Genomic DNA, 26091 nt, shown 5'->3' on the forward strand with positions numbered 1-26091 from the left:
ATGGCCGTCGAAGTGATTCTTCCGCGCGTCGACATGGACATGGCGGAAGGCAAGATCAGCAAGTGGCATGTCAGGGACGGCGAGAAGGTCGCCAAGGGCGCATTGCTGTTCGAGATCGAAACCGACAAGGCGGCGATGGAGATCGATTCGCCCGCCGACGGCATTTTGCGCAACATCCTGGTGCATGAAGGCGGCATTGCGCCGGTGGGCTCGGCTGTGGCCTATATCTATGCCGAAGGTGAAACCGCGCGCGCTCCGTCCATGGCCGCGGCAGCCATGCCGCCGCCGCCGAAGGCAGAGGGGCCCGTTGCCAGCGCCGCCAGGGTGGCCGCGCCAGCCCTGAACGGCGAAGCGCCGCGCGCCACGCCTCTTGCCCGCCGCCTGGCGAGGGACGCGGGGGTGGGCCTCGCGGGACTCGCCGGTACAGGTCCACGCGGCCGCGTGACGGCAGCCGATGTGCGCAAGGCCGCGGAGCGCGCCGCCGCTCCCGTGCCGCGGCAGCCGGCCAGTCAATCCGTATACGGACTCTATGCGCCAGGGAGCTTCGCTGTGCTGCCGGCCGATGGCATGCGCCGCACCATCGCGGCGCGGCTCACCGAGTCCAAACAGACGGTTCCGCATTTCTATCTCTCGGTCACTTGCCGGATCGACCGACTCAAGGCGGCGCGCGAACGGCTCAATGGCGCGGCGCCCGCGGATGCCGGCGGAAGGCCGAAGTGGAGGCTCTCGATCAATGATTTCGTGATCAAGGCGATGGGCCTTGCGCTGCAGCAGGTGCCGGAAGCCAATGTCACCTGGGCCGGCGACGCCATCCTGCAACACAAGGCGAGCGACATCGGCGTGGCTGTCGCCGTGGACGGCGGGCTTTTCACGCCAGTCCTGCGCGGCGCCGAGACAAAGACGCTGGCGGCGATCTCCGCCGAAATGAAGGACCTCGCGGCCCGCGCCCGCGCCCGCAAACTGGCGCCCGCCGAATATCAGGGCGGCACGGCCGCCATCTCTAATCTCGGCATGTATGGGATCGAGCAGTTCACGGCCATCATCAACCCGCCGCATGCTTCGATTCTCGCGGTCGGCGCGGCTGTGGAGCGTTTCGTGCCGGTCAACGGCCAGCCGGTTCTGGCAACCGAGATGGCCTGCACGCTCTCCTGCGATCACCGGGCGGTGGACGGCGCCGCCGGCGCCGCCTTGCTGCAGGCGTTCCGCGGCTTTATTGAGGAGCCGCTGCTGATGCTGGCCTGAGCGGGGACAGGCGGCAAAAACGGGGGAGGAATGCGTGCCGCGCTACGACTATGTCTCTATGGGCTTTTATACCTATGACTGCCTGGGCTGGCCATTCACCGAAGTGCCGCCCGGCGGCGGCACCGTGCTGATCGACGAGTTGACGCTCGCCGTGTCGGGGGCCGGCGGCACGGCGGCGATCGCCGCAGCCAGGATGGGTCTGAAAACCCTCGCCGTCGCCGGCGTCGGCGACGATCTGATGGGAGATTGGGTGCTGCAGCGCCTCAAGCATTTCGGCGTCGATACCTCCGGAGTCCAGCGCCGGCCAGGATGGAAAACCTCCTCCTCGATCGTGCTGACCCGCCAGGACGGCTCCCGCCCGGCCCTGCACCGCGGCGGGGCCACGGCGGACTTCTTCGTGACCGAGGACCTGTTTTCACAAACCACGGATACGGCCGTGTTCCATGCCGGCGGCGTCGGCTTGATGGACGCGATGGACAAGGGGCAGAGCGCCAGACTGATGAAGGCCGCCAAGGCGGCCGGCGCCATCACCACCGTTGACGTGTTCGCCGGCAGCCCGAAGGACCTGCCGGCAATCGCTCAGGTCTTGCCTTACACCGATTACTTTATGCCCTCCATCGAAGAGGCGCAGGCGCTGTGCGGCCTTGCGAGCCATGGCGATACCGCGAAATTCTTTCTCGATATGGGGGTCGGCGCCTGCGTGCTGACGCTGGGCGGCGACGGCGCCTATTACCATGACAGGAGCGGCGTGAAATTCCACATTCCAGCCTTCGACATTCACGTCAAATGCACCTGCGGCTGCGGCGACGCGTTCGACGCGGGCTTCGCGGTCGGTCTGGTCAAGGGCTTCGATGCCGAAACCTGCGTGCGCTTCGCTCAGGCGACATCGGCCCTGAACGCCACGGGGCTCGGCTCGCAAGCCGGCGTGGAGAGCTTCGAACATACGCTGGCCTTCATGAAGAACACGAAGACGCGGCGCTGAAGCCCCGCTCAGCCCTTGACGGCGCCCATGGTGAGACCGCGCGACAAGTGGTTCTGAATCAGGATCACCAGCAGCAGCGCGGGGAAGAAGGCGAGGAAGGCGACGAGCGCGATGGCGTTGTAGATGATGCCGTCGGAACCGCCGGAGAAATTGGCCAAGGCCACCGACAGCGGATAGGCGTTCTTGGTGGCGATGATCAGCGTGAACAGATATTCGTTCATCGCGAAAATCGCCGCGATCACCGCCGCGGTGATGATGCCCGGCAAGCACATGGGAATGATGATCGACCAGAGAATGCGGAGGTCCGAGGCGCCGTCGGTGCGCGCCGCGTCCTCAATCTCATGCGGAATGTCGATCATGTAGGAGCGGATGATCCACACCACGATTGACAGGTTCATGGCGGCGTAGACCAGCATCAGCGCCCAGACCGTGTCGAGCAGGCCCAGCGCGCGGAACAGAAAGAAGATCGGGATCGCCACGGCGGCGGGCGCCATCATCTTGGTGGAAAGAATGTAGAAGCCGATATCCTCGCGGCCGCGGTATTGGTAGCGGGCCAGCGAATAGGCGGCGGGGATGCCGAGCACGAGGCAGATCACCACACTTCCAGAGACCGCAATCACCGAATTCATGAAATAGGTCATGATCGGCCATTCGGCCCAGATCTTGGCCCAGGTCTCGATTGAGATGGTGGGGAAGTAGATGGGCTGCGGCGCGATGATTTCGTTGCGCGGCCGCAGGGCGATGGTGGCGAAGAAAATGATGGGCAGCAGGCAGAACAGGCCCCAGACGCCGAGCAGAAGCGTGCGGCCCGCGGAGAATCTGGCGGTCTCTGACATCAATCCCTCCCCGACCTGAAGAAGCGGCGCACGAAGAGCTGCGCCAAAGCGATGGTGAGGATCAGCACGATGACGGACGCGGCGGACGCGTAGCCGAATTCGAAGCTCTTGAAGCCGGTGCGGTAGATGAAATAGCTCAAAGTCTCGGTGTCGCCCGCCGGCGCGCCCTGGGTGATGATGTGCGGCGAGGCGAACATTGTGAGGATGTCGATGCCGCGCAACACCAGCGCGATGGCGATCACCGGCCGCATCATCGGCAGCGAGATCGAGAAGAACACCTGCCGCCAGCGGGCGCCGTCGAGCCGTGCCGCTTCCTCGATCTCCCGGTCCTGGCCCTGGAGAGCGGCGACAAAGATGATGAACAGGAATGGCGTCCATTGCCAGACGTCGGTGACGATGAGCACGCTCCGCGCCGCCCAGGTGGATCCCATGAAGTCGATGTTGGAGTCGGCAAGCCCCACCCGCATGAGGAGATCGCTGATCACCCGGCCATCGTTGAACAAGAGCTTCCACAGGAAAGCCACCGCCGAGGGCATGAACAGCATGGGCAGCAGGAAGATGATGCGCCAGCCCTTGACCAGCGGGTCGCGGTAGACGAGTGCCGCAAGCCCCAGCGCAATGGCGAATTCGATGGTGAGAGTGAGGCCGCCGATAATCAGCGTGTTCGACAGGCTGTGCCAGAAGGCCTCGTCCCGGAACAGGGCGATGTATTGTTCGAAGCCGACATAGTTGAGCTGGAAGCGGCCCGCGTAAAAGCTGCGCCACAAAGCGAAAATGCCGGGGTACAGCGTGATGGCGAGCAGATAGACGACGGCCGGCGCGATCAGCAGGTAAGGAAACGCCTTGCGCATGAAAGGGCTGCGGCGGCGGCGCAGCGCCCGGGCCGGGGCGGCGGAAAGAGCGGCGTCTGTCATGGCTCCTGCTGCAAATCGGAAGCCTCCTCCCCCGGCCAAGGCAAGCCATGGCGCGGGGGAAGAGGCCGGAGGAGTTGGAAATCAGAACGGCAGCGGCTTGCCCTTGCCGATCCACAGGCCGGGCTCGGTGGCCGCGAAGTTCATCGGGTCCTTGCCCTGATAGAAGCCGTTCTTGGACATGATGTCCCTGACCTTCACGACGGCCTCGTCGAGCGCCGCTTTTGGCTGCATCTCGCCGACCACCACCTTGTTGATCAGGAAGCCGATCTCCTGGTCGATCTGGAAGCCCGACGGCACGCGCGGCGCGCACCAGGCAAAATCCAGCGACTCGGACCACACCTTGGCCGGCTGCGAGACCTTGCGCAGCTTTTCGTTGGTCAGCACCGACCGGTAGCCCGGCGCCACGCCATTGGCGTTGGCTTCGTTGATGGCCATGATCGAGGCGGTGGTCAGATAGGCGAGCATCAGGAAGGCCGCCTCCGGCTCCGGCGAGGTTGCCGTGACGCAGGAGGTGGAGCCCGCGATGTTCGGCGGCGCGAAAGTGCCGCCTTCGACGCGCGGGGTGTAGATGGTGAGCACGTCCTCGCCGATCTTGGACTGGTCGGCGCGCGTCGCCTGGGTGCCGGAGTCCTGCCAGGAAATGTTGCAGGCGATCTGGCCGCCGAGCCATGCGGCGCGGTTGGTCGGCCAGTCGGCCGCCGCGATGCCTTCGATGGCGCTCTTGGACAGCGCCACGATGGTCTCGAGCCCCTTCACGCCGGCGTCGCCGTTGAAGATCGGCTCCCAGTTCTGGTCGAACAGCATCATGCCGTATTGCGCGGAGATGTGCTGCCAGGTGTAGGTGGCCCAGAAACCGCGGCCGCACATCATGCCGATGCCGGCCACGCCCGGCTCCGCCTTGTTGAGCTCCGGCGCGATGCGGATCATCTCTTCATAGGACGGAATGGTCTTCACGCGGTCGGCGTCAATGCCAACCTTCTTGAAGATCGAGGGCCGGATGTGAACCTGCTGGATGTCGCAGTCGAAGGGGATGCCCAGTATGCCCTTATCCGCCCAGTGGCCATAGTTGCGCTGATAGGTTTCGTAGAAGTCGTCAAACGGCAGCTTCCACTTCGCGACATATTCATCGAGCGGCTTCAGGAAGCCCTGCGCCGCGAAGTCGCCGAGCCATGGCGAGAAGAACTGGATGGCGTCGAAGCTGGCGTTGCCCGAAAGGAACTCGGCGACCACCTTGTCATACATCGAATCGTCGGGAATGGCGACGAGCTCGATCTTGATGCCGGACAGCTGCGCGAAGGGCTCGATCTGCTCCTGGGCCGATTCGCGGTCAGCGGCGCCGATGGCGAAGCGCACCGTCTTGCCGGCGTGTTCCTTGCGCACGGCTTCCCAGTCAACCGTGCGGATCCAGTCCTTCGTGGGATCCCACAGTTCGTCGTTGTCTCCCAAGCCATATTGGTCGCGGTATTCCTTCTTCACCATATTGCCGACGTTGATCTTGGCCAGCACATCGGCGGGGTTGGGAAGATTCTGCGCATAGGCGCTGCGCACGTTGAACAGCGAAACGCCGCCCGTGCCCGCCGCAAGGGCCGCGCCCGCGGCCGCGGTGGATTTGAGCAGCGACCGGCGCGACATGACGCCCGTCTTGGTAGTCAGCATGAAGTTCCTCCATTGATGCGGCCCTGGGTCTGGAGCTCCCACCTCGCCTCAGGCCGTAGGCGGGCGGAGTTTTTCTGATTGATCCGGACGATGGCAAGTGCGCGGACCCCGGTCCGGTACAGCCGGGAGGAAGGCTTGGTCGAGAGGAGTTGCAACCGCGTCCGCACGTCCGAACCTCCCTTTGTGATGGCTCCCGTTCTGACGCGGGAGTGCCGCAAGCTTCAGAGCTTCAATGATGTACTAAATTATTGTGAAGAGTGCAAATGTTTCGTATTATGGCGGCGCAACAAAGTTTTGCACCGCAATAACATGGCGCGATGACCCATGCGGAGACGGCATCCCCTTGACAAGTTGCTAAATTCAAAAGGCTTTCGGCTTTTCCAGATCAATGCAACAAAACCGCGCCCTTGAACAGTTTAGTATCCTGCTCCAGAATGCCCAATCACCGTGAAGCAGTCTGAGACCATGACGGACAAGCCGCTGACACGCAAATCGCGCCCGCTTTCGCCTGAGCGCGGGGCCGGGCGGATTGCCCGTAACCGGATGCGGATCGCCTGGATGTATTACGTCGAGGGCCTCACGCAGAACGAAATCGCCGACCGGCTGGGGATCGGCCGCGTCACCGTGGTGCGCAACATCAACGAGGCCATCAGGCAGCGCGAGGTCAAGATCTGGATCGAGGGCGAAGTTTCGGAATGCTTCGAACTCGAAGCCCAGCTGAAACAGGCCTTCGGCTTCAAGGAGGCCGTGGTGGTGCCCGAGCCGGTGATGCCGGAGAACGTGACAAAGGCGATCGGGGCGGCGGCGGGCATGCACGTTTCAGACACGCTGGCGGACGACATGACGGTGGGCGTGGGATGGGGCGCCACCCTCTATGAGTCGCTGGCGACACTCGCCCCGCGCGAACTTGAGAATGTGCAGGTCATTTCGCTCCTCGGCGGCATCGTGCAGGCGCGCAAGTTCAACCCGGCGGAGTTCGCCTGGCAGTTCGCGCGCATGATGGGCGCCGATTGCTACCTGTTTCAGGCCCCGGCCGTGGTCGATTCGCCCGAAACCCGCGAGGCGCTGATCGAACGTTGCGGGCTGCGCGATATCTTTCGGCGCGCCGAACGTCTTGACATGGCGCTGCTGAGCGTTGGCACCCTCGCCCCCTCCGCGACCGCGTTCCGCTTCAACCTGATCAGCGATGAGGAACGGGCGTCGCTGTTGAAGATGGGAGCGGTGGGAGACCTGCTGTTCAATTTCTACGACCGCGACGGCCATCTCGTCGGTCATCCGGTCAATCAGCGCGTCATGTCGCTGCCCATTGCCCAGCTCAGAAGCGTTCCGCTGCGCGTCATTGCCTCGGGCGGCAACGACAAGGTGGAAAGCCTGCTGGGGGCCATCCGCCTCATCGGCTGCAACGTGCTGATCACCAACGAGGCCACCGCGCGGGAACTCCTCATCCGCAAAGGCTAGCGCGGCGCAGGAGGAGCCTTGACTTCGTTATTGTCCATTGGATATAACGGGCCCCGCATGATTTTATCGACCCATGGCATGATGAACCGCCGCAACCTGCTTCACGCGCTGGCCGCCGGCCTGGTGGCCACCAGCGCACCGGTGGCCGGGGCCGCCCAGCGGGTCACCGTCTTCGCCGCCGCAAGCCTCAAGAACGCGCTCGACGAGGTCGGCGCCGCCTGGACCTCCGCGACCGGCAAGGAGGCGGCCATGGCCTATGCCGGCAGCGCCGCCCTGGCGCGGCAGATTGAGGCCGGCGCCCCCGCCGATATCTTCATCCCGGCCGATATGGATTGGATGGATTATCTCGAGACCCGCAAGCTGATCGCGCCCGGGAGCGGGAAGAAACTTCTCGGCAACCGGCTGGTGCTGATCCTGCCGGCGGAGAGCGAGGCACGGGTCAGCATTGCGCCCGGCTTTGATCTTGCCGGGGTTCTGGGCGGCGGCAAGCTGGCCATGGGCCATGTCAAATCGGTCCCCGCCGGAAAATATGGACAGGCGGCGCTGGAGAGCCTTGGCGTGTGGCACAAGGTGGAAGCCAATGTGGCGCAGGCGGAGAATGTACGCGCCGCGCTGAAGCTGGTGGCCACCGGCGAGGCGGCGGCCGGGATCGTCTATGAGACCGACGCCCTGGCTGAACCCAAGGTCAGGGTGGCCGGCGTGTTTCCGGCCTCCAGCCACCCCGAGATCGTCTATCCGGCGGCGCTGACCGCGGCATCGCGGAATCCGGATGCCCCGCAATTTCTCGCCTTTCTGCAATCCGCCGCCGCACGGGACATTTTTGCCAAACACGGCTTTCCGGTTATTTCCAGCCAGAACTGATCTTGACTTTAATCCTAATATGTGCCATTAGTCCGCCACGCCTTCCGGAGGCGGCTGATTGACATTGTGAAAAATTTCCCGGGGGCCGGATGCCGGGCGGAGCTTGCGCCGGGGGGGCCATGAAAAATGCCCGGAACCGGTCCGGGCATGATGGGCGTTGGAAGCCGGGGCCGGCCCTCAGGCGGCGATCGACTTCGAAAGGCTGGCGAAGGACTTGGTGAAGGTTTCCTGCACCGGCTTCAGCGATTCCTTGGCCAGCGCCACGGACAGCTCGTTGAGCTCGCCCGCCTGGCGCTGCATGGCCTCGGCCTGCGCCTTGAAGAAATCCTGGTGCAGCGCCATGGCCGCGGCGGGATCGCTGAGCGAGAAGCACTTGCGCACGAAGGCGAAGCCGGAATTGACGTTGGCCTGGGCGAATTCCATCGCCTTCAGCTGAATGTCGGTCATGCGGTTCTTGCAGGCATTTGCCGCGGCATCCATCATCTGCACATTGCCATGCGCCAGTTCGCTCGCCTTCTCGAAGGCGGCCTGGGCGTCATCGACGGTCTTCTGCGCGAAATTGGCCACCTGATCGGCAACCTGCCCGGTCACTTTCTCGGCCTTGGCGGAATTCATCTGGGCTTTCGCCTTCTTCATCGGCATCGCTGATCTCCTGTTGTGGCGGTCAACCGCCCATACTGGCGGCTATAACCCGGATTATTGTGCATCGCAACATAAATATTGCGGTGCGCTACCCGGCACGGGAGAGATGGACGCCCGGCCCCGAATTCGTTTATTTTCTTGGTTAAGTCTTGGTAAAGTCATCGCGGATTGAGAGGCACGCATTTGGCTGACGCGGCAACACCGACGCTTGAGGATCTGCGGAACGTTCCGGAGGCGGCCTGGCTGTGGGACGGGGCGCAGGCCCGTATCGTGTGGGCAAATGCGGCGGGCATTGCGTTTTTCGGCGGCGCCTCGCTGTTTGACCTGATCGACCGGCCCTTCGATTTCCAGGAACCCGGCGTCGAGGAGATCCTGCGCTTGTCTCGCAGCCTGCAGCGCGGCCAGGTGGAGAGCGTGCAATTGCATTTCCCGTCGGCCGGGGTTTCCGCGCCGCTGGCCTGCCGCTGCATGGTCCACGCGCTCGCCGATGGCCGGCCGGGGATACTGGCCGTCGCCCGCCATTCGACAGCCGACGAGACCGGCCGGGTGGCCGCCGACATCGCCGCCGCCTTCGATCTCCTGCCCTCCGCCGCCCTGCTGGTCGGCCGCGACGGCAGCCTGCGCCACGTCAACGCCGCCGCGCTGGTGATGCTGGATGCCGGCCATCGCGCCAGCCTCGCGGCGCTCACCGGGGATGCGGGTTTCACGGAACAACTGCTCGCCCGGATCGAAGCGGCGGGCACTGCCGTCGTCAACAGGCAGCTGAGCGCGCGGCTCGGCATGCGCGATATCCGGATCACGGCGCGGCGGCTCGGCCTCAAGACGGAGGATTCATCCTTCGCGCTCGTGCTGCTCGACGATGTCACGGAACGCCGGGCGCTGGAGCGCAAGCTGGCCGGCGCCACGCCCGCGGCAGACCCGGTTCCCGCCACGCCGAAAGCCGAAAGCGCGGCCAAGCCGGGCGCGCTGTCCGAGGCCGATGCCGCCACCTTCGAGAAGATCGGCAAGACCCTGAAGGATGACATCCGGCAGGCCGCGCCGCCGCCTGAAGCTCCGCCGGCTCCGCCAGCCCCGCCGCCGCGGCGCAAGCTGCCGCGCATTCCCGATCAGGTGCGCCTGCCGCTCGAGAACCGCGCCGAGGCGGTGCTGGTCGCCAAGGACGGCGAATTGCTGTTCGCCAATCCCGCCGCCGCCCGCTTCTTCGCCTATGAAACCGGCGAGGACGTGATCAACGATGCCGCGCTCGCCGATCGTTTCGGCCAGCTGGGCCAGGCGCTGCCGGAATGCGAGATCACCGCCATGAACGGCCACGCGGTGGAAGCCAGCGTGCTGATGACCGTCATCCCCTGGCTCGGCGGACCGGCCCGGCAATTCGTGCTGCAAAAGACCGGCAAGCCAAGGGCTGACCGGGCGGAGCTGAGGCTTGCGCCAGCCCCGCCCCGGGACCCCAGCGAAGCGCAAGCGAAGGACGCCGCGCCGCCACCCACGCCGGAACCGGCGGCGCCGCCGCGGCCGAGCGCCACGGTGATTCCGATGCCGCAGCGCCAGCAGCCCTCCGACAGCGACGAGGAGCTGCGGGCCATTCTCGACACCGCGGCGGACGGCATCATCACCCTCGATCACGAGGCCCGCATCCATACTTTCAGCGCCGGGGCGGAGGCGATCTTCGGCTACCGGATCGCCGAGGTGGCGGGCCGGCCGTTCATCGACCTGCTGGCGCCGCACAGCCGGGGCACCGTGCGGGATTATCTCGCGGCGCTGCAGGGCTCGGGCCTCGCGTCGGTGTTCAACGACGGCCGCGAGGTGACCGCGGAAGTGCGCCAGGGCGGCACGGTGCCGCTGTTTCTCACCATTGGCAGGCTGCAGGCGCCGCGCGCGCAGGCGGCCTTCTGCGCGGTGGTGCGCGACATCACCCAGTGGAAAAAGACCGAGGCCGAGCTGCGCGAGGCGAAGGAGCGCGCCGAAGCGACGAGCCGCCAGAAATCGGAATTCCTGGCCAGCGTCAGCCATGAGCTGCGAACCCCCCTCAACGCCATCATGGGGTTCTCGGAGGTGATGCGGCTCGGCCGCTTCGGCGAGATCGGCAACGAGAAATACCGCGGCTATGTGCAGGACATCCACGCCAGCGGCGCGCACCTCCTGTCGCTGATCAACGACCTGCTCGATCTCTCGAAGGTGGAAGCCGGCAAGCTCGAGCTCAATTTCACCGCCGTCAATCTGGGCGAGGTCGCCGATTATGCGCTGCGCATGCTGCAGGAGCAGGCGGCGGCGGCGCGCGTGGTGCTGCGCAAGTCGCTGCCGTCCGATCTTCCCAATGTGGTGGCTGATCTGCGCGCCATGCGCCAGGTGATGATCAATCTCGTCTCCAACGCCATCAAGTTCACCAATCCCGGCGGCCAGGTCATCATCTCGGCCCAGCTGACGGAGACGGGCGAGCTCAAACTGCGGATCAGGGACAGCGGCATCGGCATGGATGAAGAGCAGTTGCGCGGCGCCCTCGAACCCTTCGGCCGGATCGCCACCGAAGGCCGTGACGCGCAGGGCACGGGCCTCGGCCTGCCGCTGACCAAGGCGCTGGTCGAGGCCAACCGCGCCAGCCTCATGCTGTCGAGCGAGCCGAACAAGGGCACGCTCGCCGAGATCACTTTCCCCACGCCGCGCGTTCTGGCGGACTAGCAAGCCGATGTCCGCTTCCGTCACCGGCGCCCGGTTCCAGGGCCCGCCGCGCACCCTGGGCGACCGGCTGCTGAGCCTCGCGGCGCTGATCACCGGGCTGGCGCTGGCGATGCCGGTGCTGACCATCATCCTGCTGGCGCTCACCCCCACCGAGAATGTCTGGCCGCATCTGATCAGCACCGTGCTGCCCGGCTATGTGCTGCGCACCTTGCTGCTGATGGCGGGCGTGGGGCTCATCACCTTCGTGGTTGGAACCGCGGTGGCCTGGCTCGTCACCATGTGCCGGTTTCCGCTGCGGCCGCTGTTCCTCTGGGCCTCGCTGCTGCCACTCGCCATGCCGGGCTATATCGTGGCCTACGCCTATGTCGATTTCCTCAGCTATGCCGGGCCGCTTCAGACCTGGCTGCGCGGCGTGTTCGGCTGGACCAGCCCCGGCGATTACTGGTTTCCGGAAATCCGCTCGCTGGGCGGCGCGGTGTTCGTTCTGTCGATGGTGCTCTATCCTTACGTCTTCCTCACCGCGCGGGCGAGCTTCATCCGCCAGCCGGCCACCCAGCTTGAGGTGGCGCGCGCGCTCGGCCGCACGCCATGGGGTGCTTTCCGCGCCGTGGCGCTGCCGCTGGCCCGGCCCGGCATCGCGGTGGGGGTATCGCTGGCGCTGATGGAATGCCTGAACGACATCGGCGCCGCCGGCTTCTTCGGGGTGAGAACCCTCACCCTCGGCGTCTATACGACCTGGCTTTCCCAAGGCAATCTCGGCGGCGCGGCGCAGATCTCCGCGGTGATGCTGCTGTTCATCTTTCTCCTTGTATGGTTCGAGCGCACGGCGCGGCGCAAACAGTCCTTCGTGCTGCCGGCCCAGCGCCCGCGCCAGCCGGACCGCATCCGCCTCAATGGCTGGCAACGGGTACTCGCGGTGGTGGTCTGCGCGCTGCCGGTCATCATCGGTTTCGTGGCGCCGGCGCTGATCCTTCTGAGCTTCGCCGCCTCGCGCCTCGAAGATGCGCTGTCCGTGGCCTATCTGCGCGCCGTCTATCACTCGCTTCTGCTGGCCAGCCTGGCGGCGGCGGCGGCGGTGGCGCTGGGGCTGGTGCTGGGCTACGCCAACCGCGCCATGCGCAAGGGCTTCACCCGCAAGGTGATCAGGCTTGCATCCTTGGGCTATGCCATTCCCGGCACGGTGCTGGGCATCGGCGTGCTGATTCCGCTCGCCGGCTTCGACAACGCGCTCGACAGTTTCCTGCGGGCGTATTTCGGCATCTCGACCGGGCTTCTGCTGTCAGGCTCGATCGCCGCCATCATCTTCGCCTATGTGGTGCGCTTCCTCGCGGTGTCGTTCGGCGCCATCGAGACCGGGCTTCAGAAAGTAACGCCCAATGTGGCCGCCGCCGCCCGCACGCTTGGCCGCGGCCCGATCAGCGCCTTCTTCGAGGTTCACTTGCCACTGTTGCGCCCGGCCCTGGTGTCGGCGGCGCTTCTCGTGTTCGTTGACTGCATGAAGGAGCTTCCGGCCACGCTGATCCTGCGGCCCTTCGATTTCGAAACGCTGGCCACCAGCGTGTTCCTGCTGGCCTCGCTCGATCAGCTGGAGGAAAGCGCGCTTCCCGCCCTCACCATCGTCGCCGTGGGCCTCTTGCCGGTGATCCTCCTGTCACGCACGCTGCACGAGCCGCATATCACGTCCTGAGTTCGCCGAGGCCGCGGTAAAGCTCAAGCGCTTCCGGATTGGCCAGCGCCTCCTTGTTTTTCACGTCGCGTCCATGCACCACGTCGCGCACCGCAAGCTCGGTGATCTTGCCGGACTTGGTGCGCGGAATATCGGCCACCGCCACGATCTTGGCCGGCACATGGCGCGGCGAGGCGCCGTCGCGGATCTGCTTTCTGATCCTGGCGACCAGAGCATCGTCAAGCGCAACGCCGGGCCGCAGCCTGACGAACAGCACCACCCGCACATCATTGTCCCAGTCCTGGCCGATGGCGAGCGCCTCGATCACCTCCGGCACCTGCTCGACCTGGGCGTAGATCTCGGCGGTGCCGATCCGCACGCCGCCGGGGTTGAGCGTCGCATCCGACCGGCCGTGGATGATCATGCCGCCATGCGCGGTGACCTCCGCGAAATCGCCATGGCACCAGATATTGGCAAAGCGCGCGAAATAGGCAGTGTGGTATTTGGCGCCGTCAGGATCGTTCCAGAACATGACCGGCATCGACGGAAACGGCCTGACGCAGACGAGCTCGCCTTTTTCTCCGTGCACGGACTTTCCGGATTCATCGTACACATCCACCGCCATGCCCAGCATCGGGCCCTGGATTTCGCCGCGCCACACCGGGGAGAGCGGATTGCCGCCCACAAAGCAGCCGCAGATGTCGGTGCCGCCGGAGATCGAGGCGAGCTGCATGTCGGGCTTGATGCCGGAATAAACGAAATCGAAACTCTCGGCGCTGAGCGGCGAGCCGGTGGAGAGCATGCTGCGCAAGGCGCTCAGCCGGTGCGTCTCGCGTGGCTTGAGCCCGCTCTTCTTCACCGCGTCGATGTATTTGGCGGACGTGCCGAAGATGGTCATGTGCTCGGCGTCGGCATAATCGAACAGCGCGCGCTCCGACGGGTGGAAGGGCGAGCCGTCATAGAGCAGCAGCGTGGCGCCGGCCGCGAGGCCAGACACCAGCCAGTTCCACATCATCCAGCCGCAGGTGGAGAAATAGAACAACCGGTCGCCGGGCTTGGTGTCGGTGTTCAGCACATGCTCGCAGAGATGCTTGAGCAGAATGCCACCCGCGCCATGCACGATGCATTTGGGAATGCCCGTGGTGCCCGAGGAATAGAGGATATAGAGCGGGTGATCGACCGGCAGCTGGGCGAAGGCGATGGGCGAGGCGTCATGCCCGGCCATGAAGCCGGCGAGGGTCTCGCCGTTCCGGAGCCCCGCCGCCACCTGCTGCGCCTCGCCGATATAGTCGATGACGAGGCAGCGCTCGACGCTGGCAAGCGCGGCCAGCACCGCGGCGGTCTTCTCGCCGGTCCGGATGGTTTTGCCGGCATAGTAATAGCCGTCGCAGGCGATCAGGATTCTGGGCGCGATCTGGCCAAAACGGTCAAGGATGCCGCGTTCGCCGAAATCCGGCGAACAGCTGGACCAGATGGCGCCCAGCGAGGCCGCCGCCAGAAAACAGATGATGGCCTCCGGCATGTTGGGCACGATGGCGCAGATGCGGTCGCCAGGCCTGACGCCGGCGGCCGCGAAGGCCCGGCTCAGCCGCGCCACCGCCTGGTTGAGTTCAGCCCAGCTCATGCGGCGGGAGACCTTGTCCTCGCCGCGGAACACCAGCGCCTCGCCATCATCGGCGCGCCGCAACAGGTTTTCGGCATAGTTCAGCCGGGCCTCGGGAAAGAACTTGGCGCCAGGCATCCGGCCGCCGTCGGCGAGCACGCGCGCGCCGCGGCTTTCGGCCTTCACCGCGCAGAAATCCCATAGCGCCGTCCAGAAGGCCTCCGGCTGGTCCACGGAGAAGGCAAGTACCTCCGCAAAACTCCGAAAGCCGAGGGGCGCCATGAAATGGCTGAGGTTCGATGCGGCGATGCGGGCGGCATCGGGGGTCCACAACGGGCGATCGGTCATGGTAGGCACTCCAGACAGGGCGGAGATTCGGGGTCTAGTCATGTCACAGAAGAGCCGCAAGTCCCGCCCAGAGGTGGCCTGATTTCTGGAGTTTCCGATGCGAGATCGATGGCTGATTGCGGGCGGCGGCGCCGTCGCCCTGTTGCTGGCGGGATTGCTGGCCTATGTCACCGTTTTCCCGCATTGGGCGGCGGCGGCGCTTGGCGAACTGGCGCGCCAGCATCTGGGACGCAGCTTCGAAGCCGGCGGCACGCATCTCGATTTTTCGCCACTGGCGATCCGCATCGACCATCCCAGGCTTTCGGCCGGCGGCGAGGCGGGTGAAAGCCTGGTGTCCGCGACGTCGCTCATCATACCCGTCACCTTCAATCAGCTGCTGTCGCGTCAGCCCGGCCTTTCCACCCTCACGCTCGAGGAGGCCGAGATCGCGCTGCTGATCGACGAGCGCGGCGAGGCGAGCTGGGACTTTGCCGGCGCGGCCGTGGCGGGGCCGGCGAAAATTCTGCTGGAGCGGGCGACGGTCCGCTTTTTCGATGCGCGCAACGGCCAGTCGCTGTCGCTGGCCGCCGTCACCGGCCTGCTCGAATTGAGAGCCGATGGCGGGCTTGCCTTCAACGGCAGCGCGGTGATCAATTCGCAGCTGGTGCGGATCGATGCCGATCTGAAGTCGCTCTCCCGGGTCAATGGCGATGGCTCACCGCTCGATGTTGTTCTCAGCGCCGATGTCGGGGCGGCGAGTTTCAGCGGCCGGCTGTCAACGGACCGGGCCCTGAGTCTCGCGGGCCCCGTCAGCCTCAGCGGCACGGCCTCGCCCGAGCTGATGCGCTTTTTGGGTCTGCCGGCCACCGCGGCCGCCGGTGGTTCCGTGCCACTCGCCATTGATGCCGGGCTGGACAGCGCCGGCCGCGCCTATGCCTTGCGCAAGGCGGTTCTCACGCTGGGTCAGTTCCGCGGCGCGGGCGATATCACGCTTGATCTGCGCGATGAGCGTCCCATGCTGCAGGTCAACCTCAAGTCCAGCGCCTTGTCGCTCGAATCTCTGATCCCGGCGTCCGGCGCGGCAGCCGGCGAATGGGGACGGCAGCCGATTTCCTTTGGCGTGCTGAACGGCTTTGATGCCGAAATCGCGCTGCTGGCCGAGAAGCTGAGCTACCGGGGCTTCACCGCAACCGGCGCGCAGCTGGCCTTGAGCCTCAAGGATGGCAATCTCAGCACCTTCGGCGTCGCGCAGCCGGCTGGCGGTGGCGCGGTGCGGTTCACATTCGATGCCGCATCCGTCACCCTGCCGCCGCGGCTTTCGCTCAGCATCGCGGCGGAGAATGTCAGTGCGCAGCCCTTGCTTGCGGCCCTGACCGGGATCGGTGAGATCAGCGGCAGCGGCAGCTTCTCCGCCGAGCTCAGCGCCGAGGGCACGACGCAGGAAGAAATGATCGGCACGCTCAGGGGGAAGGCCAGGCTGGCGCTCGCCGATGGCGCGATCGCGAAGATCGACCTGCCGGGACTGTTTGCCGCCGTGCGCGAGAAGATCCTGGATGGCTGGCCCGATGCCGCCGGCGCCGCCGCATTCAAGAGCCTGTCGGCGGAGGTGGCGATCGCCGATGGCGAAGCCGGGATCAAGACGCTCAACATGGTGAGCGCGGAACGGGATGTCTCGGTCACCGGCGCGGTAGACCTGCTGCGCCGCGCGCTGGGCGTGTCGGTCGTCGCCTTCCAGGGCAATGAACCGGTACTGCCGGTGCCGGTGGTCATCGACGGCTTCTGGAACAAGCCGCGCATCTACCCCGATGTGCTGGACATCCTGAAAGACCCCGCCGCCGGTTTCGCCCGGCTCAAGGAGCTCTCCCCCGCGCCGGGCAATTGAACCTGAAGCGGAAGGAGGGCATGTTGCAGCCATGATCCGCGTTCAGCAGGAAGTCTTCGACCCCGGCCGCGAACTGGCCGCGCTCACCAGTGGCCGCACCGACATCGGCGGCACGGTGATGTTCCTCGGCAGCGTGCGGGAGTTCTCGGGCGGCGGCAGCATCACCGCCATGACGCTCGAACATTATCCCGGCATGACCGAGAAGGCGCTGGCCGACATCGAGCAGGAGGCCTTGCGGCGCTGGCCCATCGACGCCTCGCTGATCATCCACCGCTATGGACGGCTGGAGCCCGGCGAGGACATCGTGCTGGTGATCACCGCCTCGGCGCACCGTGAGGCCGCCTTCGCGGCCTGCCACTTCCTGATCGACTGGCTCAAGACCAAGGCACCGTTCTGGAAGCTTGAGGAGAGTGGAAACGGGGCCAGCTGGGTGGCCGCCAGGGACAGCGACGACCAGGCCGCCGCCCGCTGGGAGGCGGGCAAGGACCAGCGATGATGACCTGATCCGGCGATCATCGGGACAGCCTGGCGCCCTTCCGGGTTTTCGAGTCCGCTTGAAATCGCCGCCGAGTGCGGCTAGGAACGCGCTCGGAAGTTGCCGCCTTAGCTCAGTTGGTTAGAGCACTAGATTGTGGATCTAGGGGTCCCCCGTTCGAGCCGGGGAGGCGGTACCATCCCTCAATTACGCCGTGAGCCCGCCCGCCGTTTCGATGAAGGCGATCACCTGATCGAGGCCTTTCTGGCGCAGCATGTCGGTGAAAAGATAGGGCCGCCCGCCGCGCACCTGCCGGGTGTCGCGCTCCATGACATCGAGATCGGCCATCACATGCGGCGCGAGATCGGCCTTGTTGATGATCAGCAGGTCCGAGCGGGTGATGGCGGGGCCGCCCTTGCGCGGAATCTTTTCGCCCTGGCAGACCGAAATCACATAGAGCGAAATGTCGGCAAGGTCCGGCGAGAAGGTGGCGGCCAGATTGTCGCCGCCTGACTCGATGAAGATGATGTCAAGGCCGGGATGGCGCTTCACCATCTCATCGACCGCCGCCAGATTGATCGAGGCGTCTTCGCGGATCGCGGTGTGCGGGCAGCCGCCGGTTTCCACGCCCATGATGCGGTCCTCGGGCAGCGCCTGCAGGCGGTTGAGGATCAGCGCGTCCTCACGCGTGTAGATATCGTTGGTGATGGCGGCGACCGAGTATTTCTCCCGCATCGCCTTGCACAGCTTCTCGGTGAGCGTGGTCTTGCCGGACCCGACCGGGCCGCCGATGCCCACCCGCAGGGGGCCATGGGATGACGCTTTACTCATGAGCGGAACACGCGGCTGTGCTGGGTTTCGTGGCGCATCGCGGCGATATCCGCCGCGATGGTGATGGCGCCGAGATCGGCGAGGCTGGCGCTTAACGCCCGCGAGGCGACCGACGCAATGACCGGGGCAAGATCACGCAGGGTTTCGAGCCCCGCCGTCTGGCCGATGGGCACCAGCCGCACCGCCACCGAAACGAGTGCGGCGGAAAAACCCTGGAGATAGGCGAGAAGGGCCTGATCCCTGCCGATCGCCATCGCCGCGCAGGCGGCACCGGCGGCGACCGGATAAGCGATCTCGTCATCATCCAGCGGTGGCGCGGCAAATACCCCGGCGGCGATGCGGAAGGCGCGGCCCAGTTGCGTGGTCTCGAGGTGGCGCTCGCGCGACACGGCCAGCGCCAGCGCCAGCTCATTGAGCTCCGATGGCGTCTCTTCCCAGCAGCGCGCGAACAGCACGGCGTCATTCCAGCCGGAGCCGCGCGTGAGCAGGTCTTCGATCCAGCTCTTGAGTGCCGCGCCGTCCTTCACCGCGCCAGACTCGATCGCCCATTCGAGCCCGTGCGAATAGGCAAAGGCGCCCACCGGAAAGGCTGGCGACATCCAGGTCAGGAGCAGCAGAAGCTGGCCAGGCTCAGTGCGCATGGCTGTGATAGGCGCCATGCTGCGGCGAGAAAGGTTCAACGACATCGCGCAACGTGGCCCCCAGCGTTTCCAGCATGGCGCGGATCACCGGGTCGCGCCGCAGCAGGATGCGGCCATCGCAGATCTGGGCCGGCAGATGCCGGTTGCCGATGTGCCAGGCGAGTTCCGTGAGGTGACGCGGGCTTGCGGCCTTCACTTCCATGAGCTCTTCCTGGGCCGCCACCACCTGCGCCACGCGGCCATCCTCGAGGACCAGCCGGTCGCCATGTTCGAGATGTGCCGGTTTCTCGAAGTCGACGAGAATGTCCTCGCCGCCGGCGAGCGTGATGCGCTTGCGCCGGATGTGGCGCTGGTCGGCGTCGAGCGTCACCAGGTCGAAAGGTTCGTCACCGGGAGCCGCGGCGCGGCGGAACGAGGTGGCGCGCCTGGTCATCAGAACAGGAAATAGCGCTGCGCCATGGGCAGCACGCTGGCCGGTTCGCAGGTGAGGAGTTCGCCGTCGGCGCGCACTTCATAGGTTTCCGGATTGACCTCGATCGCCGGCGTGGCGCTGTTGTGGATCATCGAGGCCTTGGAGATGCCGCCCCGCGTGTTCTCCACCGCGACCAGCTTCTTGGCGACACCAAGCCTGGCCTTGAGTCCGTGATCGAGCGCGGCGCGGCTCACGAAAGTGACGGCGGAATTCTCCATCAGCTTGCCGAAGCTGGCGAACATCGGCCGGTAGTGCACGGGTTGCGGCGTCGGGATCGAGGCGTTGGGATCGCCCATCGGCGCCGCGGCGATCGAGCCGCCGAGCAGCACCATCTCCGGCTTGATGCCGAAGAAGGCGGGGTTCCACAGAACCAGGTCGGCGCGCTTTCCTACTTCGATCGAGCCCAGCTCATGGCCGATGCCCTGGGCGATGGCCGGGTTGATGGTGTATTTGGCGACATAGCGCTTGACCCGCGCGTTGTCCGCCCGGCCATCGCCGGGCAGGCTGCCGCGCTGCACTTTCATCTTATGCGCGGTCTGCCAGCAGCGGATGATGACTTCGCCGACCCGGCCCATGGCCTGGCTGTCCGACGACATCATCGAGATGGCGCCGAGGTCGTGGAGGATGTCCTCCGCCGCGATGGTTTCCTTGCGGATGCGGCTTTCGGCGAAGGCGATATCCTCCGGGATGCGCGGCGACAGGTGATGGCAGACCATCAGCATGTCGAGGTGTTCGGCCACGGTGTTCTTCGTATAGGGCCTGGTCGGGTTGGTGGACGACGGCAGCACGTTTGAAAGCCCCGCCACCTTGATGATGTCCGGCGCGTGGCCGCCGCCCGCGCCTTCGGTGTGGAAAGTATGGATGGTGCGGCCCTTGAAGGCGGCGACGGTCTTCTCGACGAAGCCCGATTCGTTCAGCGTGTCGGTGTGGATCGCCACCTGCACGTCAAAGCGGTCAGCGACGCTCAGGCAGTTGTCGATGGCGGCCGGCGTGGTGCCCCAGTCCTCATGCAGCTTGAGGCCGCAGGCCCCGGCGAGGATCATTTCCTCGAGCGGGGCGGGAAGCGCGGCATTGCCCTTGCCCATGAAGCCGAGGTTCATGGGGAAGGAATCCGCCGCCTCGATCATCCGCATGGTGTGCCAGGCGCCGGTGCAGGTGGTGGCCAGCGTGCCATGCGCGGGGCCGGTGCCGCCGCCCATCATGGTGGTGACGCCGGAATAGAGCGCCTCCTCGATCTGCTGTGGCGCGATGAAGTGGATATGCGTGTCAACGCCGCCCGCCGTGAGAATGCGGCCCTCCCCGGCGATGATCTCGGTCGAGGGCCCGATGATCAGGGTGACGCCTGGCTGGGTGTCCGGGTTCCCGGCCTTTCCAATCGCCGCGATCCGTCCGTCCTTGAGGCCGACATCGGCCTTGTAGATGCCGGTGTGATCGACGATCAGCGCATTGGTGATGACGGTGTCGAGCGCCCCTTCGGCGCGGGTCGCCTGCGACTGGCCCATGCCGTCGCGGATCACCTTGCCGCCGCCGAACTTCACCTCCTCGCCATAGACGGTGAAGTCCTTCTCGACCTCGACGAACAATTCGGTGTCGGCGAGCCGCACCCGGTCGCCCACGGTGGGGCCATACATGGTGGCGTAGGCGGCGCGGGAGATGGTGGCCATGTCAAAGCTCTCCCATGATCTTCTGCTGGAAGCCGAAGATGCGGCGCCTGCCGCCAAACGGCACCAGCCGCACCTCGCGGCGCTGGCCCGGCTCGAAGCGCACAGCGGTGCCAGCGGCAATGTCGAGCCGCATGCCGCGCGCCTCGTCGCGCGCGAAGGCGAGGGCTTCGTTGGTTTCGAAGAAATGATAGTGCGAGCCCACCTGGATCGGCCGGTCGCCGGTATTGGCGACGATCAGCGTTACCGTGGGGGCGCCCTTGTTGAGGTCGATGTCGCCATCCTGTGTAATGATTTCGCCGGGTATCATGCGGGGCTCCTAGCGGATCGGCTGGAGGACGGTGACGAGCTTGGTGCCATCCGGGAAGGTGGCCTCGACCTGCACCTCATGGATGATGTCGGCGATGCCGTCCATCACCTGGGCGCGGCTCACCACATGCGCCGCGCTCTCCATCAGGTCGGCGACGCTGCGGCCATCGCGCGCGCCTTCGACCACATAGTCGGTGATCAGCGCCACGGCTTCCGGATGGTTGAGCTTCACGCCGCGCTCCAGCCGGCGCCGCGCCACCATCGCCGCCATGCTGACCAGCAGCTTGTCTTTCTCACGCGGGGTGAGCTGCATGATTCTTCCTCACAATGACCAAGTCCTGGGCAAGGCTTCGGGCTCCGCCAGCACGGTGAGTGCCGGAACAAGGGCCTTGCGCAGGTCGAACCCGTCTCTTCCTACTAGCCTTGCAACGATCTTGCCAGACCAGGCGCTGGCAGATCCATGGCCGGCGATTGCAGCCCGCAAGCGGTCAAGGCGGCCGTCGGCATCGGGCGCCACCGCGAGGACCGTGGCGAAGGCGCGGGCCGCGCCGAGTGTCGCCGCGCTGGCGGGCGGCGCGCCATCAATCGCGATATCGTCCGCGAACACGAGGCGCCCGCCCTGGCGGATGCGCCAGCGGTCATGAAGCCTGACCTGCCGCACCGTTTCGCCCATCGCCTCGCGGCCCAGGATGACCGATTCCACGGCGAGCAGCCACGCCTCCGGGTCGAGATCGGCGTCGATCCGCCGGGACAGCCGCGCGCCATCGAACAGGATCGTTTCCTGCGGCAGCCACAGGAGGCGCGCGCCCGCCCCTGCCGACAGCCTGACCGCCACCCCGGCATCGGGCCCCAGGGACCGGTAGACGCGTTCAGCGGCCTGCGAGGTGACGGTGAGCCGCGCGTTCTCCTCGGCGGTGATGTCGAAGGAAAAGCGGTCGCCGCCGGCGAGCCCGCCGCCGGTGTTGATGAGGATCGCCTCATGGCCGCGGCCCGGAAGCCGGACTTTGGCGGCATGCGCCTCGCGGTGCCGCCTCAGCCCGCCGGCGCCCATGGCGAGGATGATGCTCCCCTCGGCGCGCTGGTGGCGTAGCGGCTCCGCCGTCATGCAAGCCCGGAGAGCTTCTCCGGACGCGGCCCGCCATAGGCCCAGTCGAGGAGTTCGACGGTATGAAGGATGGGGATTTCGGTTCCGGCCCCGATCTGCGTGATGCAGCCGATGTTGCCGGTGGCGATGGCCTGCGGACTGAGCGATTCAATGTTCGCCACCTTGCGCTCGCGCAGCCGCATGGCGATCTCCGGCTGGAGAATATTGTAGGTGCCCGCCGAGCCGCAGCAGAGATGGCCTTCCGGCACCTCCTGCACCGTGAAGCCGGCGCGGCGCAGGAGCTTCATGGGTTCCTGTTTGATCTTCTGGCCGTGCTGCATGGAGCAGGCGGAATGATAGGCCAGCCGCAGGCCGCCTTTGGCCGCGGGCAGATCGAGGCCGCTCAGGAATTCGGTGACGTCCTTCGCCTTGGCGCTGATCGCTTTCGCCTTTTCCGCATAGGCCGGATCGAGGCGCAGCATGTGGCCATAATCCTTGATGGTGGTGCCGCAGCCCGAGGCAGTGATGACGACGGCGTCGACATCCGCCTTGGTCCACTGATCGACCGAGCGGCGGGCGCGGTCCAGCGCATCATGTTCCTTGCCCATGTGGTGCGTGAGCGAGCCGCAGCAGCTCTCCTCGCCCGCCACCACCACGTCGAAACCAAGCCGCGTCAACAGCCTGATGGTTGCGGCGTTGATGCCGGGGTCGAGGACGCTCTGCACGCAGCCCATGAGCAGCGCCACGCGGCCCTTGCCGGCGCCCTCGGCGGCATAGGTTCCGGGCTGGCCGAACGCCTCCGGCGCGGGCAGCGGCTTCGGCACCAGGCCCAGCAGCGCGGCGATCCGCTTCAGCCCCAGGGCCTGCGCCACGGGCGCCAGCGGCGAGGCGAGCCTCGCGGCAATCAGCGACAGCCGGAACAGGCCGGGCCTCGGCATGGTGAAGGCCAGCACATTGCGCAGCAGCCGCTCGAACAGCGGCCGCCGGTAGGTTTCCTCCACATGGGCGCGGGCTTCGTCGATCAGGTGCATGTAATTGACGCCGGACGGGCAGGTGGTCATGCAGGACAGGCACGAGAGGCAGCGGTCGAGATGCTTCACCGTCCCGGCGGTGGCGGGCGCGCCGCTCTCCAGCATGTTCTTGATCAGATAGATGCGGCCGCGCGGGCTGTCGAGCTCATCGCCCAGCAGCACATAGGTGGGGCAGGTGGCGGTGCAGAAGCCGCAATGCACGCATTTGCGCAGAATGGTGTTGGCCTCGGCGATGCGCGGCGTTGCGAGCTGTTCGGCGGTGAAGGCGGTCTGCATCAGAACTCCCGGTACATGCGGCCAGGATTGAGGATATGGCGCGGGTCGAAAGACTCCTTCACCCGCTGGCTGAGGGCGGCAAGCGCCGCCGCCTGCGGTTCGAACACCGGCACCGCGGCGCGGACGGCCTGCGGCGCGCGGATCAGCGTGGCGTGGCCGCCGCTCATGGCGCTGCGAATGGCGCTGGCCGATGCGTCATCCGCGGGCGGCACTTCGAGCCAGATGAGCCCGCCCGCCCAGTCGAAGACATAGCGGATGTCCAGTTGCTCCATGAGGCGGCGGATGATGCCGGGCGCCTCGGACGGCGCCACCGACAGCCGCCACAGCGGATGGGCGGGGCGGTTCACGAACAGCGTGCCATCGCGGATCGCCCGCCATTTGGCGGCGGAGCTCCGTTCGGCCATTACCTCGACGGGGCGTTTCAGCGCCATGGCCAGCTGGTCACGCCGGTAGGCGACGGAGGGCGCAATGCCTTCGAGCCGCAGGTAGACCGCCTCGCCTGGAATGAAGGCCGCCGCCGACACCTCGCAGGAGGATTGCATGGCGAGGCTCATGAGATGCACCGCTTGCGTATCATCAAGCCCGGTCAACACCACGGTTTCCTCGGTCTCGGGGGCGGGCAGCACTTTCAGGATCACCGCCGTCATGGCGGCGAGCGTGCCGTAGGCGCCGGTGAGGAGCTTTGGCAGATCATAGCCGGTGACGTTCTTCACCACCCGCGCGCCGGCCTTGAAAGCGCTGCCGCCGCCGGTGACGCCGCGCAGGCCGAGGATATGGTCACGCAGCGCGCCGGCCTTGATGCGGCGGGGCCCTGAAAGATTGCAGGCGACGAGCCCGCCCACCGTGCCGCTGTGCGGGGCTCCCAGCAGCGCCGACCAGTCGGGCGGCTCGAAGGCCAGCTGCTGGCGGCGCGCCGCCAGCAGGTCCTCGATGTCGGCAAGCCTGGTGCCCGCGCGGGCCTCGAGGATCAGCTCCTCCGGCTCATAGGCGATGACGCCGGAAAAGCCTGAAAGATCGAGCGTGGCGGCCGTCTGCACCGGCCGCCCGAGGCCGCGCCGGGTGCCGGCGCCGATCACCTCAAAGGGCGCCGCGGCGGAGGCGATGATCTCCGCCAGCTCGCTCTCCGAGGAGGGTTTCACGGCGCCAGACATCAGAATCTCGGAATCTCTGCAAACGGCAATTGCCCGCCGCGCACATGCATGCGGCCAAGCTCGGCGCAGCGGTGCAGGACCGGGAACACCTTGCCGGGATTGAGCAGGCCTTGCGCATCGAAGGCGCATTTGACGCGCATCTGCTGGGCGAGATCGGCCTCCGAGAATATCTCCGGCATCAGGTCGCGCTTTTCGATGCCGACCCCGTGCTCGCCGGTCAGCACGCCGCCCACCTTGACGCAGAGGCGCAGGATATCGGCGCCGAAAAGCTCGGCGCGTTCCAGTTCATCGGGGTCGTTGGCATCATAGAGAATGAGCGGGTGCAGATTGCCGTCGCCGGCGTGGAACACATTGGCGACGCGCAGGCGGTGGCGGACGGAAAGCTCCGCCATGCCTTTCAGCACGTCCGGCAGGCGCTTTCGCGGAATGGTGCCGTCCATGCAGAGATAGTCCGGCGAAATGCGCCCCACGGCAGGAAAGGCGGCCTTGCGCCCGGCCCAGAACAACAGCCGCTCCTCTTCCGAGGCCGAGACCCGGAGCGTCATGGAGCGGTTGGCCCGGGCGATGTCGCTGACCCGGGCGATCAGGTGATCGACCTCGACCTGCGGCCCGTCCAGTTCGACGATCAGCAGGGCTTCGACATCGAGCGGGTAGCCGGCCCTGACGAAATCCTCGGCGGCGCGGATCGCCGGGCGGTCCATCATCTCCATGCCGCCCGGAATGATGCCGGCTGAGATGATGTCGGCCACGCATTGCCCGGCATCCTCGCTCGACGGAAAGCCCACCAGCACGGCGCGCGCCGTTTCGGGCTTCTGCAGGATGCGGACGGTGACTTCGGTGACCACGCCGAGGAGGCCCTCCGAACCGGTCATCACACCGAGGAGATCATAGCCGCCGCTGTCCAGATGCTTGCCGCCGAGCCGGATCACCTCGCCGGAAATCAGCACCATTTCGATGCCCAGCACATTGTTGGCGGTGAGGCCATATTTCAGGCAGTGCACGCCGCCGGAATTCTCCGCCACATTGCCGCCGATGGTGCAGGCAATTTGACTGGAGGGATCGGGCGCGTAATAGAGCGCGTGATGCTCCACCGCTTTAGTGATCGCAAGGTTGGTGACGCCCGGCTCAACCACGGCACAAAGATTGTCGAGGTCGATCTCTTTGACCCGGTTGAGCCGCGTGGTGACCAACAACACGCCATCGGCAAGAGGCAAGGCGCCGCCCGATAACGACGTACCCGCACCGCGTGGTACGACCTTGAGATTCATGGCTTGGCAAAGCCGCATCACCGCTTGAATTTCTTCAACCGATCCCGGCAGCACCGCCACCAACGGCCGCTGGCGATACGCGGTTAAAGCATCGCTGTCATAGACCGCCAAGGCGGCGCCGTCGACCACATGCTCGCCGCCGCAGAT

General features: G+C 66.1%; 23 protein-coding genes and 1 tRNA gene. 9 read left to right on the plus strand and 15 right to left on the minus strand.

The annotated features are described in order from the left end of the window. Both ACKOED_RS02260 and ACKOED_RS02265 read left to right on the plus strand, forming a co-directional pair. Nucleotides 1-1242 carry a dihydrolipoamide acetyltransferase family protein gene (locus ACKOED_RS02260; protein WP_408914952.1) on the plus strand — a complete coding sequence of 414 codons (1242 nt, stop codon included), beginning with the start codon at nucleotides 1-3 and terminating at the stop codon, nucleotides 1240-1242. Nucleotides 1243-1276: 34 nt separating this feature from the next. Beyond that, on the plus strand, nucleotides 1277-2224 hold the full coding sequence (locus ACKOED_RS02265; RefSeq protein WP_408914953.1) for a carbohydrate kinase family protein: 948 nt from the start codon (nucleotides 1277-1279) through the stop codon (nucleotides 2222-2224). A gap of 8 nt (nucleotides 2225-2232) precedes the next feature. Here ACKOED_RS02265 and ACKOED_RS02270 read toward each other — a convergent pair whose 3' ends face one another. From ACKOED_RS02270 to ACKOED_RS02280, 3 genes are all read right to left on the minus strand, one after another. Next, on the minus strand, nucleotides 2233-3060 hold the full coding sequence (locus ACKOED_RS02270; protein ID WP_408914954.1) for a carbohydrate ABC transporter permease: 828 nt from the start codon (nucleotides 3058-3060) through the stop codon (nucleotides 2233-2235). Next, complete coding sequence (locus ACKOED_RS02275; protein WP_408914955.1) at nucleotides 3060-3974, minus strand: carbohydrate ABC transporter permease; 915 nt, start codon at nucleotides 3972-3974, stop codon at nucleotides 3060-3062. The genes ACKOED_RS02270 and ACKOED_RS02275 overlap by 1 nt, the downstream gene beginning before the upstream one ends. An 81-nt stretch (nucleotides 3975-4055) precedes the next feature. Next, nucleotides 4056-5630 carry an ABC transporter substrate-binding protein gene (locus ACKOED_RS02280; RefSeq protein WP_408914956.1) on the minus strand — a complete coding sequence of 525 codons (1575 nt, stop codon included), beginning with the start codon at nucleotides 5628-5630 and terminating at the stop codon, nucleotides 4056-4058. 465 nt (nucleotides 5631-6095) lie between these two features. Between ACKOED_RS02280 and ACKOED_RS02285 the strand changes: the two genes are divergently transcribed. Both ACKOED_RS02285 and modA read left to right on the plus strand, forming a co-directional pair. Next, the gene (locus ACKOED_RS02285; protein WP_408914957.1) at nucleotides 6096-7088 is read left to right on the plus strand and encodes a sugar-binding transcriptional regulator; all 993 of its coding nucleotides are present in this window, start codon (nucleotides 6096-6098) and stop codon (nucleotides 7086-7088) included. Nucleotides 7089-7145: 57 nt separating this feature from the next. Then, the gene (gene modA, locus ACKOED_RS02290) at nucleotides 7146-7949 is read left to right on the plus strand and encodes a molybdate ABC transporter substrate-binding protein (RefSeq protein ID WP_408914958.1); all 804 of its coding nucleotides are present in this window, start codon (nucleotides 7146-7148) and stop codon (nucleotides 7947-7949) included. 177 nt (nucleotides 7950-8126) lie between these two features. Here the strand turns inward: modA and ACKOED_RS02295 are convergent, their stop codons facing one another. Next, a complete protein-coding gene (locus tag ACKOED_RS02295) occupies nucleotides 8127-8591 on the minus strand; it encodes a phasin family protein (protein WP_408914959.1) in 465 nt (154 codons plus the stop codon). Nucleotides 8592-8774: 183 nt separating this feature from the next. Here ACKOED_RS02295 and ACKOED_RS02300 point away from each other — a divergent pair, with 183 nt between their 5' ends. Continuing rightward, a complete protein-coding gene (locus ACKOED_RS02300) occupies nucleotides 8775-11267 on the plus strand; it encodes a PAS domain S-box protein (RefSeq protein WP_408914960.1) in 2493 nt (830 codons plus the stop codon). A 7-nt stretch (nucleotides 11268-11274) separates the two neighbouring features. Continuing rightward, a complete protein-coding gene (locus ACKOED_RS02305) occupies nucleotides 11275-12954 on the plus strand; it encodes an ABC transporter permease (RefSeq protein WP_408914961.1) in 1680 nt (559 codons plus the stop codon). Here ACKOED_RS02305 and ACKOED_RS02310 read toward each other — a convergent pair. Beyond that, nucleotides 12944-14884, minus strand: coding sequence for an acetoacetate--CoA ligase (locus tag ACKOED_RS02310; protein ID WP_408914962.1), 1941 nt, complete (start codon nucleotides 14882-14884; stop codon nucleotides 12944-12946). The genes ACKOED_RS02305 and ACKOED_RS02310 overlap by 11 nt on opposite strands. Before the next feature lie 97 nt (nucleotides 14885-14981). Between ACKOED_RS02310 and ACKOED_RS02315 the strand changes: the two genes are divergently transcribed. The 3 genes from ACKOED_RS02315 (at nucleotide 14982) to ACKOED_RS02325 (ending at nucleotide 17419) form a co-directional block, all read left to right on the plus strand. Beyond that, the gene (locus tag ACKOED_RS02315) at nucleotides 14982-16745 is read left to right on the plus strand and encodes an AsmA family protein (RefSeq protein WP_408914963.1); all 1764 of its coding nucleotides are present in this window, start codon (nucleotides 14982-14984) and stop codon (nucleotides 16743-16745) included. Nucleotides 16746-16776: 31 nt separating this feature from the next. After that, complete coding sequence (locus ACKOED_RS02320; protein ID WP_408914965.1) at nucleotides 16777-17241, plus strand: molybdenum cofactor biosynthesis protein MoaE; 465 nt, start codon at nucleotides 16777-16779, stop codon at nucleotides 17239-17241. Between the two features lie 101 nt (nucleotides 17242-17342). Then, nucleotides 17343-17419: transfer RNA gene (locus ACKOED_RS02325), tRNA-His, on the plus strand. An 8-nt stretch (nucleotides 17420-17427) separates the two neighbouring features. Here the strand turns inward: ACKOED_RS02325 and ureG are convergent. The 10 genes from ureG to ACKOED_RS02375 all read right to left on the minus strand — a co-directional run. Continuing rightward, on the minus strand, nucleotides 17428-18051 hold the full coding sequence (gene ureG, locus ACKOED_RS02330) for an urease accessory protein UreG (RefSeq protein ID WP_408914966.1): 624 nt from the start codon (nucleotides 18049-18051) through the stop codon (nucleotides 17428-17430). Continuing rightward, the gene (locus ACKOED_RS02335) at nucleotides 18048-18692 is read right to left on the minus strand and encodes an urease accessory protein UreF (protein ID WP_408914967.1); all 645 of its coding nucleotides are present in this window, start codon (nucleotides 18690-18692) and stop codon (nucleotides 18048-18050) included. The genes ureG and ACKOED_RS02335 overlap by 4 nt, the downstream gene beginning before the upstream one ends. Beyond that, entirely contained in the window at nucleotides 18682-19125 is a 444-nt protein-coding gene (locus ACKOED_RS02340) for an urease accessory protein UreE (RefSeq protein WP_408914968.1), read from the minus strand. Before ACKOED_RS02340 ends, ACKOED_RS02335 begins: the two co-directional genes overlap by 11 nt. After that, nucleotides 19125-20828 carry an urease subunit alpha gene (gene ureC, locus ACKOED_RS02345; RefSeq protein ID WP_408914969.1) on the minus strand — a complete coding sequence of 568 codons (1704 nt, stop codon included), beginning with the start codon at nucleotides 20826-20828 and terminating at the stop codon, nucleotides 19125-19127. Before ureC ends, ACKOED_RS02340 begins: the two co-directional genes overlap by 1 nt. Before the next feature lies 1 nt (nucleotide 20829). Further along, the gene (locus ACKOED_RS02350) at nucleotides 20830-21135 is read right to left on the minus strand and encodes an urease subunit beta (protein ID WP_408914970.1); all 306 of its coding nucleotides are present in this window, start codon (nucleotides 21133-21135) and stop codon (nucleotides 20830-20832) included. A gap of 9 nt (nucleotides 21136-21144) precedes the next feature. Next, nucleotides 21145-21447: an urease subunit gamma gene (locus ACKOED_RS02355; RefSeq protein ID WP_408914971.1), complete on the minus strand. Its 303-nt coding sequence runs from the start codon at nucleotides 21445-21447 to the stop codon at nucleotides 21145-21147. Nucleotides 21448-21456: 9 nt separating this feature from the next. Further along, nucleotides 21457-22239 (minus strand): urease accessory protein UreD, encoded by a 783-nt coding sequence (locus ACKOED_RS02360; protein ID WP_408914972.1) that lies wholly within the window; start codon nucleotides 22237-22239, stop codon nucleotides 21457-21459. After that, the gene (gene glcF / locus ACKOED_RS02365) at nucleotides 22236-23525 is read right to left on the minus strand and encodes a glycolate oxidase subunit GlcF (protein WP_408914973.1); all 1290 of its coding nucleotides are present in this window, start codon (nucleotides 23523-23525) and stop codon (nucleotides 22236-22238) included. The genes ACKOED_RS02360 and glcF overlap by 4 nt, the downstream gene beginning before the upstream one ends. Beyond that, nucleotides 23525-24676 (minus strand): glycolate oxidase subunit GlcE, encoded by a 1152-nt coding sequence (gene glcE, locus ACKOED_RS02370; RefSeq protein ID WP_408914974.1) that lies wholly within the window; start codon nucleotides 24674-24676, stop codon nucleotides 23525-23527. Before glcE ends, glcF begins: the two co-directional genes overlap by 1 nt. Beyond that, the coding region (locus ACKOED_RS02375; RefSeq protein ID WP_408914975.1) for an FAD-linked oxidase C-terminal domain-containing protein at nucleotides 24676-26091 on the minus strand (1416 nt) is incomplete at its 5' end. The genes glcE and ACKOED_RS02375, both read right to left, overlap by 1 nt.

The sequence above is a fragment of the Aestuariivirga sp. genome (assembly GCF_046093005.1).
GTDB lineage: Bacteria > Pseudomonadota > Alphaproteobacteria > Rhizobiales > Aestuariivirgaceae > Aestuariivirga.